Origin of the sequence: Streptomyces sp. AcH 505, assembly GCF_000818175.1 — a bacterium.
Lineage (GTDB): Bacteria > Actinomycetota > Actinomycetes > Streptomycetales > Streptomycetaceae > Streptomyces.
In genome coordinates this window covers 3,427,952-3,437,311 of sequence record NZ_JTIY01000001.1, presented here as the reverse complement: position 1 = coordinate 3,437,311, position 9,360 = coordinate 3,427,952, and the positions used below count along the sequence as shown (strand labels likewise).

General features: G+C 72.4%; 10 protein-coding genes. 5 read left to right on the top strand and 5 right to left on the bottom strand.

Annotated elements, in window-relative coordinates:
• The coding region (locus tag HY68_RS42035) for a DUF2510 domain-containing protein (RefSeq protein ID WP_157874443.1) at positions 1 to 844 on the bottom strand (844 nt) is incomplete at its 3' end.
• A 308-nt stretch (positions 845 to 1,152) separates the two neighbouring features.
• Between HY68_RS42035 and HY68_RS15650 the strand changes: the two genes are divergently transcribed.
• On the top strand, positions 1,153 to 2,115 hold the full coding sequence (locus tag HY68_RS15650) for a glycoside hydrolase family 16 protein (protein WP_241778587.1): 963 nt from the start codon (positions 1,153 to 1,155) through the stop codon (positions 2,113 to 2,115).
• 54 nt (positions 2,116 to 2,169) lie between these two features.
• Here HY68_RS15650 and HY68_RS15645 read toward each other — a convergent pair whose 3' ends face one another.
• Complete coding sequence (locus HY68_RS15645; RefSeq protein WP_041989179.1) at positions 2,170 to 3,078, bottom strand: ornithine cyclodeaminase family protein; 909 nt, start codon at positions 3,076 to 3,078, stop codon at positions 2,170 to 2,172.
• Between the two features lie 123 nt (positions 3,079 to 3,201).
• Between HY68_RS15645 and HY68_RS15640 the strand changes: the two genes are divergently transcribed.
• The 3 genes from HY68_RS15640 to HY68_RS15630 all read left to right on the top strand — a co-directional run bounded on the left by HY68_RS15640 (position 3,202) and on the right by HY68_RS15630 (position 4,915).
• The gene (locus HY68_RS15640; RefSeq protein WP_041989177.1) at positions 3,202 to 3,678 is read left to right on the top strand and encodes an SsgA family sporulation/cell division regulator; all 477 of its coding nucleotides are present in this window, start codon (positions 3,202 to 3,204) and stop codon (positions 3,676 to 3,678) included.
• Positions 3,679 to 3,809: 131 nt separating this feature from the next.
• Entirely contained in the window at positions 3,810 to 4,577 is a 768-nt protein-coding gene (locus HY68_RS15635) for a CDP-alcohol phosphatidyltransferase family protein (protein WP_041989176.1), read from the top strand.
• 14 nt (positions 4,578 to 4,591) lie between these two features.
• Positions 4,592 to 4,915 (top strand): hypothetical protein, encoded by a 324-nt coding sequence (locus HY68_RS15630; RefSeq protein WP_052457100.1) that lies wholly within the window; start codon positions 4,592 to 4,594, stop codon positions 4,913 to 4,915.
• 9 nt (positions 4,916 to 4,924) lie between these two features.
• Here the strand turns inward: HY68_RS15630 and HY68_RS15625 are convergent, their stop codons facing one another.
• From HY68_RS15625 to HY68_RS15615, 3 genes are all read right to left on the bottom strand, one after another.
• Positions 4,925 to 5,746 carry a lipase family protein gene (locus HY68_RS15625; protein ID WP_041989175.1) on the bottom strand — a complete coding sequence of 274 codons (822 nt, stop codon included), beginning with the start codon at positions 5,744 to 5,746 and terminating at the stop codon, positions 4,925 to 4,927.
• 121 nt (positions 5,747 to 5,867) lie between these two features.
• Positions 5,868 to 6,341: a GNAT family N-acetyltransferase gene (locus HY68_RS15620; RefSeq protein WP_041989174.1), complete on the bottom strand. Its 474-nt coding sequence runs from the start codon at positions 6,339 to 6,341 to the stop codon at positions 5,868 to 5,870.
• A gap of 65 nt (positions 6,342 to 6,406) precedes the next feature.
• Entirely contained in the window at positions 6,407 to 7,783 is a 1,377-nt protein-coding gene (locus HY68_RS15615) for an FAD-linked oxidase C-terminal domain-containing protein (RefSeq protein ID WP_041989173.1), read from the bottom strand.
• Positions 7,784 to 7,880: 97 nt separating this feature from the next.
• Here HY68_RS15615 and HY68_RS42025 point away from each other — a divergent pair.
• Positions 7,881 to 9,360, top strand: a 1,480-nt coding sequence (locus HY68_RS42025) for a tetratricopeptide repeat protein (protein WP_107070187.1), incomplete at its 3' end; no start/stop codon positions are given.

Here is a 9,360-nt window from a genome sequence, read left to right as displayed (position 1 = left end):
CGGCCGGGAGCGCCGGGGTGGCGGGCGGCTGCGCCAGTTCGCGCACCTGCCGGGCCCAGGGGGCGGACGCTTCCTGCGGCCGGCGAGGCTGCTGGGACTGTGCGGGGAGCTGCGGCCGGTCCGGCGCGGGTGACGCCGCGGAGGCCGGGGGCGCTTCCTCCTCGCCCTTCGCCCGGCGGGCGGCGCGCAGGGCCCGGATGGCCATGGTGCTGTCCACGGCGGGCGGCTGGTTCCGGCCCGGGGCCTGGTCCGGGTTCTGATCCGGGTCCGCGTTCTGCGGGCGGTTCGCCTCCGGCCGGCCGGCGCCGATCCCGGCGCCGCGCCCGGGGCTGATGCCGCGTCGCATGGCGCGGATCGCGACCGTACCGTCACTCGGCGGCTCGCCTTCGCCGTCGCCGGACGCCGGCGGCGCGATGGCACGGGGCGTATGAGGCGTGTGGGGTGTACGGGGCGTGTCGGCGGCCCTCTGCGCCGGGCCGGGCACGCGGGGGTCCGGCGCACCCCAGGAGACGCGGTGGTCGCGCTCGCCGCCGAAGCCGGTCTGCCGGGAGACGTCGGCCTGCCACACGGAAGCGGGCTCCTGGCGGGGGTCCTCGGGCGGGTCCTCGTCGAAGAAGACGGGCCCGGTCTCCTCGACCGCGGGGGTGGCAGGTCCCCGCCCCGGCTGGCCCTGGGCCGCGGGACCCGGCTGCTGCGGGGCTGCGCCGCTGCCCTCGGGGGCGGGCCGGCTCGTACCGGGCACCCAGGCGGCGCCGTTCCAGTACCGGACGTACCCGGGGATCGACGGGTCCGGATAAAACCCTTCCCGGGGTGCGGTCCCACCGTCACCAGGGGGAGTAGCCACTGACCCCAACTCCGTTCCACTCACCAAGCGCCGTGTCCAAGGGAGACATTAACGAAGAACGCACCAGGCGGAAGAAAGAGACCAACACATCGACCGCATTCGGGGGTTGGCTCGCCAGGGTGTGCTATCCACCGACGTCAGTACTTCCCCGCAAAAGCCGGTCCGACCCCTTGACCCCTTTGCATCAGGTGCATGACAGTCGATGGTGAGAGCGCTCTCAAAACCAACTCCCCCACTCCCGACCCCCTCTCCTCCCCCACCCCCCGCTCCACTCCCCCCACAACCGAAGGCAGCCCCCCATGGCCCCCTTGGCACGAACTCCCCGCCGTCGTCTGCCGGCGTTCCTCGCCGCCCTGTCCCTCGCCCTGACCGGACTCGTCGGCCTCACGGCCACCTCGGCGTCCGCCGGCACCGCCCCCGTCGTTTCGGCCGACACGGCCGGTTCGGCGGCGGCCGACTGGACCACCGTCTTCCGGGACGACTTCAACGGCGCGGCCGGCACCGGCCTGAACCGGGCGGACTGGCTGTACGACCTCGGCACCAGTTACCCCGGCGGCGCCGGTAACTGGGGTACGGGCGAGATCGAGGTCTCCACCGACTCGACCGACAACGTCTACCAGGACGGCGACGGCCATATGGTGATCAAGCCGATCAAGGACGCCGCCGGGCAGTGGACCTCCGGCCGTGTCGAGACGCAGCGCACCGACTTCGGCGCACCGGCCGGCGGCCAGGTCGAGATCAGCGCCTCGCTCCAGCAGCCCAACCCGGCGAGCGGGCTGGGTTACTGGCCCGCCTTCTGGGCGATGGGGGCGGACGCGCGGCCGGTCAGCGCGACCAACTGGCCGAGCATCGGCGAGCTGGACATCATGGAGGACGTCAACGGGCTCAGCCAGCACTCGACGACCTTCCACTGCGGACAGTGGGCCGGTGAGTGCCACGACCCCGACGGCATCAGCAGCGGTCTGCAGCCGTGCGACGGCTGCCAGACGGGCTACCACACGTACTCCGTCATCGTGGACCGCACGAACGCCGCTGCCGAGCAGCTGCGGTTCTACCTGGACGGGGTCCAGACGTTCGCCGTGAACCAGAGCGAGGTCTCGACCGCGACCTGGCAGGCCGCCGTCGACCACGGCTTCTTCGCCATCTTCGACGTCGCGATCGGCGGCTCGTACCCGAACAAGGTCTGCGGCTGCACCTCGCCGTCGGCCGACATCAGCTCGGGCGCCGGCATGAGCGTGGACTGGTTCGCCGTCAACGTCAGCCAGTCGTAGCGCGGTCGCGGGCGGTCGGCGGGCTGTCGCGGCCGGGTGGGGTGAGGTGGCGGGTCAGTGGTGCCGCGCCGTCTCCCACAGGGCGGCGGCCACCGCCACCTCCGTACCGGCGAGACCCACCGACGAGAACAGCGTGATCTGCTCGGCGTCCGTCCTGCCCGGGGTGGCCCCCGCCAGGACGGCGCCGAGGTCCACCATCCGGTCGACCGGCAGGACGTGCGGCTCGGGGTAGCCGGCGGCCTGGGCGACCGAGTCCGTGACGAGCACCGCGGCCCGGTCGGCCAGCGCGGCGGGCACCTCGTGGCGCGAGAGGGTCTTGGGGCCGAGCGTCGTGACATGCGTGCCGGGCGCGATCCAGTCCGCTTCGAGGACGGGCACGCGGCTGTCGGTGGCGACGACGACCACGTCACGGTCGCGTACGGCCTCCTCGACCCCGGCGACGGCGCGTGCGGTGAGGCCCAGTTCGTCGGCGGCCCTGCGGGCGAAGCTCTCGGCGCGCTCGATATGACGGGCCGTCACGAGGACGTCCGTGATCTGCCGGACCTCGCGCACCGCCCACAGCTGGGCCCACGCCTGGGTACCGGCGCCCACCATGCCGAGCGCGACGGGTTCGGGTCTGGCGAGGGTGTCGACGGCCACGGCGCCGATGGCGCCCGTCCGCCGCGAGCCCAGCTCCGAGCCGTGCACCAGGGCGCGCAGATCGCCGTCGTCGGAGCCCCACACGGCCACGAGCTGTTCGGCGTCGGCGCGGGTGACGTACGCGCGGAAGCCGAGGACGCCCTGCTCACGGAGGCGTCCGGCGGTGAAGACCAGATGGCCTCCGCCGATGTCGGCGCGCACGCGCGGTGGCGCGTGGAGGGTGCCTTCGTGTCCGGCCAGTATCGCCGCCCGTACGGCGCGTACGGCGGTCGCCGCGTCGAGCCGGGCGCGGACATCGTCATCGTTGAACAGCAGCGGAGGCACCGGCAGAGAATTTCATGCCGAAAGTCGCGTCATAGCGGCGGGGGTACGCCCTCTAAGTAGATACGGCCCGCCACTGGGCCTTCGCCCGGAGTAACGGGAGTATCTGGAGAGGAAGTGCCTCGCATGGACACCGTGGTGGAACGCGAGCTGGAAGTCGACCTGGTGCTGTCACCCGAGCGCAGTATCCCCGTACCCGCGAGGCTGACCTATCGCACGGGCGATCCGTACGCCGTGCACATCACCTTCCACATCGGCAGCGAGAATCCGGTGCACTGGACGTTCGCGCGTGAGCTGCTCGTGGAGGGCGTGTTCCGGCCGTGCGGCCACGGCGACGTACGGATCTGGCCGACGAAGGTGAGCGGCCGGGGCGTGCTGTCGCTGGCGCTGACGTCGCCGGACGGCGACGCGCTGCTCGAAGCGTCGTCGGCGGCGGTCTCGGCGTGGGTGGAGCGGACGCTGCGGATCGTGCCACCGGGTACGGAGACGGCGCAGCTCGGCATCGACGAGGGGCTGTCCCGGCTGCTGACGCCGATGCCGGCGGACGACCTGTGGCTGCGGGACCCGTGGCCGTCGGACGAGTCGGCGGACGGTGAGGTGTGAAGGGGCGTGGGTGCGGGGGGTGTTCGGGAGCGAGCCGCTGTTCGGGAGCCAGGGGCAGCGGAGAGGCGGCGGGGCGGTTCCTCTAACCTGGGGCGACCGTTTGCCGAACCGCAGGTGAAGAGGAAACAGCCATGGCGATCGCCCCTGCGTTGACAGAGCTCCGCGAGGTCTGCCAGCCGAACGCAAAGCTTCAGAGCCGCAACGGCGAACACTGGGCGGGCCGCCTGTACATGAGGCGTATCTCGCTGCACGCCACGCGGCAGCTCGTGCGTACGCGGGTGACGCCCGACGCCCTGACGTGGACGATGGTGGTGTGCGGTGTCGCGGCGGGCTTCGCCCTCGCCATCCCGGGCTTGTGGGGAGCCGTGCTCGCCGCTGTGCTGTTCCAGCTCTTCCTGCTGTTCGACTGCGTGGACGGCGAAGTCGCCCGCTGGAAGGGGCAGAACAGCGCGGCGGGCATCTATGTCGACCGCCTGGGCGCGTACTTGGCCGACGCGGCGCTGCTGATCGGCGCGGGTTTCCGCGCGGCGCACGGTGGTTCGAACCTGTGGATCTCGGTCGGCCTCGCCGCCGCGCTCGGCATCGTCCTGCTGAAGGCGTCCACGGACCTGGTCGACGTGGCCCGCGCGCGCCGCGGCCTGCCGGTGGCGGACGACGAGTCGACCCGCCCCCGCTCGGAGGGCCTCGCCTCGGCCCGCCGCCTGGCCTCGGCCTTCAAGATCCACCGCATCACGAACGGCATCGAGGCGTCCCTGCTGCTCCTGGTGGTCGCGGTGGCCGACGCGATGATCGGCGGCCTGGAACCGACCCGCATCGCGGTCCTGGCCATCACGGCGATCACCTGGCTCATGGTGGTCGCCCACCTGACCTCGATCCTGTCGTCGTCCCGCCTGCGCTGAGCCGCGGGGCGACGGTGCGGGAGTGGCCCGAGGGCCCGGCCGCGGACCCGCGAGCGGCGCGCGAACGGTACGACGCCGACCTGGCGTCGGGCCGCGCAGCAGCCCGCGAGGCACTACGCGCCGACCTCCGCACCGCACACTTCGGCGCCGGGGTCGTCCTGCTGGTCAGTGTGCTGGCCGGTTTCCTCGTGGCTCCCGCGACCGGTCTTCTGGTGGCGGGAGCCTTCGCCGCGCTGTTCGTCGTGACGTTGGCGGTGATGCTCCTCAGAGCCCTCCCCCGCACCCAGGCGCTGCGCCGGGCCTACCTGTTCACCTTCGGCTGGGCCAACTGGCTTTAGGGCGCCGCCTCATGTCGTGAGGTTCTTCTCGAACGCCGCGATGTAGTTCGGCAGGTGGTGGTCCTTGACCGCGTCGGTCTCCGGGGCGAACAGGTCGGTGGCGACTCCCTTGACCCGGTCCTGGAGCGCCGCGACCAGCGGCATGGTCTGGTGGAGGCGGCCGGACGCGTCGAAGTAGCGCAGCGCGTCGACGTGCGTGTACGCGGGCTCGGGCGGCAGGTGGGGGACGATGTCGTTGTTGTTGACGAAGCGGTAACACCGGTCGGCGAACGCCTTGTTGTGCGCGCCGGCCAGAAGCCGTTCGCAGGTGCGGGGCTGGCCGAAGGTGTACACGCCGTCGGCGAGCAGCCGCGGCTGCTCGAAGTACAGCCGGGCACCCGCCAGCATCGCCAGCGCCGCGCCGAGGCTGTGACCGGCGAACCAGACGCTCTGCCCCTGGTCCCGGAACTCCAGGATGCTGTCCCGGACCTGGAGATAGACGGACTCCAGGGCCTGGTGGAAGCCGTAGTGGACGAAGCCCTTGTTCCCCGGTCCCGGCACGGGCGGGGTGTTGACGTCGGTGAGCCAGTCGCGGATCTTCGCCACCTCGGTACCGCGGAACCCCGTGACGATCATCCGGTCACTGGCCATCACGTACGCCTGGGTGTCCTCGATCGGGAACGGCATCGTGTGCGTCGACTCGAAGTACCGCACCCGGCTGAATCCCCACGCGTGCGCCTGGGCCTCGATGCCGTCCTCGTCCAGCGTGGCCAGCCCGGCCGCCCGGCTCATCCAGTAGGCGTGCGCGAGAGAGTAACGGGTCGTCGCGTGGTCCAGCGCGGGAATGGTCATGGGTGTCCTTCACGAAAGCCGGCTCCGGTCGCCGGCAACGTAGCCAGACACCGACCGCGGCGAAGCCGGACGCGCCCGCGACCACTCGTACGGGCTCGGCCCGCCGCGGCGCTGACGCGGGTCAGCGGGCGTCGTCCGGGGTCCAGCGCAGCGTCATGTCGGGCAGGTTCTCCATGTTCCGGCGGCCGTCGTTGGTGTCGAGGACCGCGAAGCCGTGGAGTTCGTAGAACGCGCGGGCATCGGTGTTCTGCTGGAAGACCCTCAGCGACACCCCGTCGGGACTGTGCCGTCTGACCTGGTCGAGCAGGAGCGTGCCGATGCCCCTGCGGCGGGCTTCCGGTCGTAGGTAGAGGTGTTCAAGCATGTCCCCCTCAAGGGCGGCGTAGCCGACGACCTCGCCGTCGCGCACCGCCACCCATGTGCGGCACGACGGGAGCACGACATCCTCGATCCACCGGGCGACCTCGTCGTGACCGCGCGTCTGCGGGGGCAGATACGGCATGGTCGCCACCCGGGACGTCAGGTGGATGCGGGCGATCACCGCCGCGTCTGCCGCGTCCGCGGGTCTGATCTCTGTCATGCCGTCGTCAGTCACGGCAGGAACCTACCGGGCGGCCGAAAACACGGGCCACCGAATAACCCGGCGGGACACCGGGCCGTTCAGAAGAGTTTGCCCGGGTTCAGCAGGCCCAGCGGGTCGAAGGTCTGCTTGATGCCTCGTTGCATCTCCAGTCCCACCGGGCCCAGTTCGCGGGACAGCCACTCCTTCTTCAGGACGCCGACGCCGTGTTCGCCCGTGATCGTGCCGCCCAGCGCCAGGCCGAGGGCCATGATCTCGTCGAACGACTCGCGTGCGCGGCGGGACTCGTCCGGGTCGGTGGGGTCGAAGCAGACGGTGGGGTGGGTGTTGCCGTCGCCCGCGTGGACGCAGACGCCGATGGTCAGCCCGTATTTGCGGGCGACGGCGTCGATGCCCTCCAGCATGTCGCCGAGGCGTGAGCGCGGTACGCACACGTCGTCGATCATGGTCGTGCCGGTCACGGCCTCCAGGGCCGGCAGGGCGAGCCGCCGCGCCTGGAGGAGCAGGTCCGACTCGGCGTCGTCGTCGGCCGGGACCACTTCCGTCGCGCCTGCCGCCGTGCACAGTGCGCCCACGGCCGCCAGGTCGGCCGCCGGGTCCGGAGTGTCGAAGGCCGCGAGGAGCAGGGCCTCGGTGGTCTCCGGCAGGCCCATGCCGGCCAGCGCGTTGACGGCGCGGACCGTCGTACGGTCCATCAGCTCCAGCAGGGACGGCGTGTGGCCGCCCTCCATGATCCGGCAGATCGCGTCGCAGGCGGCAGCGGCCGAGGGGAACTCAGCCGCGAGGGCCAGTTGCCGCGGCGGGGCCGGCTTCAGGGCCAGGACGGCCTTGACCACGACGCCGAGGCTGCCTTCCGAGCCGACGAAGAGCCGCGTCAGGTCGTACCCCGCGACGCCCTTGGCGGTGCGCCGACCCGTGCTGAGGAGGCGGCCGTCGGCGAGGACGACGTCCAGGCCGAGGACGTACTCGGCGGTCACGCCGTACTTGACGCAGCACAGCCCGCCGGACGCGGTGCCGATGTTGCCGCCGATCGTGCAGGTCTCCCAGCTCGACGGGTCGGGCGGGTAGCACAGCCCCAGCTCGCCGGCCGCGCGCGAGAGCGTGGCGTTGACGACGCCCGGCTCGACCACGGCGATCCGGTCGACCGCGTTGATCTCCAGGATCCGGTCCATCTTCACCAGGGACAGGACGACACATCCGTCGGACGCGTTCGCCGCGCCGGACAGACCGGTACGCGCGCCCTGCGGGACGACCGGGACGCGGAGGGCGGTCGCGGCGCGCATGACGTGCTGGACCTGTTCGACCGTACGGGGCAGGACGACCACGGCGGGGGCGCCCGCCGCGCAGAAGCTCGCCATGTCGTGCGCGTACGAGGCCATGACGTCCGGATCGGTGATCAGGGCCTCTTCGGGCAGGGCCGACCGGAGTCGGGCGAGCAGATCGTCAGGATTGTCCATGATCCAAGAGTCGCACCCGGGGCCATCGGTGTGAACCCGAAAGCGATCCACAGCACAACACCGGGTGCGTTCGTCGTATTGACGCACAGTAATCCGTATGAACGCCATGAAGACGGAGCAGGTCAGGCAGGTCCGAAGGGCGGCGCTGGCAGCGGGGGTGGGCGCTGTGCTGGTCGTCGGCGTCCTCGTGTTCGTCCCCGACAAGGACGAGGGGTCGCCACCGGCGGCCGGTCCCGAGGCCAGGGCGCTGGCGGCGGCGGACGCCGGGGCGCCCGCCTCGCCGGCGGATCTGACGGCCCTCGTCCACGACAAGGAGACCCGGGTGCGCGAGCATCCGGCGGACGACCAGGCGTGGGCGGTGCTCGGCTCGGCGTACGTGGAGAGCGGGAAGCGGCGGGCGGACCCGGCGTTCTACCCGAAGGCCGAGCAGGCGCTCCGGCGCTCGCTGAAGGTGCGGACGGCCGCGCGGGGGAACACGGAGGCGCTGGTCGGGCTCGGCGCGCTCGCCAATGCCCGCAACGACTTCGCCACCGCCAAGAAGTGGGGCGAGCAGGTAGGCGCGCGGCAGCCGAAGCAGTGGGACGCGTATCCGGTGCTGATCGACGCGTACGACGGTCTCGGCGACTACCCGGCGGCCGGCAAGGCGCTGGACAAGCTCACGAAGCTGCGGTCGGGCACGCAGGTGCTGGCCCGTTCCGCCGGCGTCTTCCGCACGCGCGGCTGGCGCGAGGACGCGGCCGCGAAGGCGACCGAGGCGGTGGAGCGCGCCACGTCCCCGACAGAGAAGGCCGCGGCCCTGCACGAGCTGGGTGAACTCGCCTGGGAGCGCGGCGAGCCGAAGGAGGCCCTGGCCCACTACGACGCGGCGCTCCAGGCGGCCAAGGACCACCACCCGTCCCTGGCCGGCCGGGCGCGGGCGCTGGCCGCGCTGGGCAGGACGGACGAGGCGTACGGCGCGTACCAGTCGGCCATCGCGCGGCTGCCACTGCCCGAATACTCGCTGGAGCTGGGCGAGTTGTACGACGCGGCGGGGCTGGACGGCGACGCGCGGAGCCAGTACGCGGCGCTGCGGTCCCAGGTGGCGCGTGCCCAGCGGAACGGCGTGGACGAGGAGTTGGTCTTGGGCCGGTACGAGTCCGACCACGGCGACCCGCAGGCCGCGGTGGACCGGCTGACGGCGGAGTGGGGCCGCGGCCACCACAGCGTGGAGATGGCGGACGCGCTGGGCTGGGCGCTGTTCCGGGCGGGCGACGCGACGCGGGCGCTGCCGTACGCCACGAAGGCGACGGACAAGGGGCCGCTGAGCGCGCTCTTCGCGTACCACCGGGGCGAGATCGAGCGGACCCTGGGCATGACGGGCCCCGCGCGCCGCCACATCGACCAGGCGCTGCGCACCAACCCGCACTTCTCGCCGCTGCTGGCACCGAGGGCGCGGGAGGCGAGGGAAGCGCTGGGGCAGCCGGCGGCGGGCGGTCCGGCCGACATGTCCGGTGACAGCGGCGACACTTCGGCGGGTACGGCGGACACGGGTACCGGCGGCGCCCCGGGCAACGCGGCCCCGCCCGGCGCCGCCGCCT

What these genes read in the sequence shown, in the direction of transcription:
- HY68_RS15635 (WP_041989176.1), top strand. Translation starts at nt 3,810, where the DNA reads ATGGCGATCGCCCCTGCGTTGACAGAGCTCCGCGAGGTCTGCCAGCCG.
- HY68_RS15640 (WP_041989177.1), top strand. Translation starts at nt 3,202, where the DNA reads ATGGACACCGTGGTGGAACGCGAGCTGGAAGTCGACCTGGTGCTGTCA.
- HY68_RS15615 (WP_041989173.1), bottom strand. Translation starts at nt 7,783, where the DNA reads ATGGACAATCCTGACGATCTGCTCGCCCGACTCCGGTCGGCCCTGCCC.
- HY68_RS15625 (WP_041989175.1), bottom strand. Translation starts at nt 5,746, where the DNA reads ATGACCATTCCCGCGCTGGACCACGCGACGACCCGTTACTCTCTCGCG.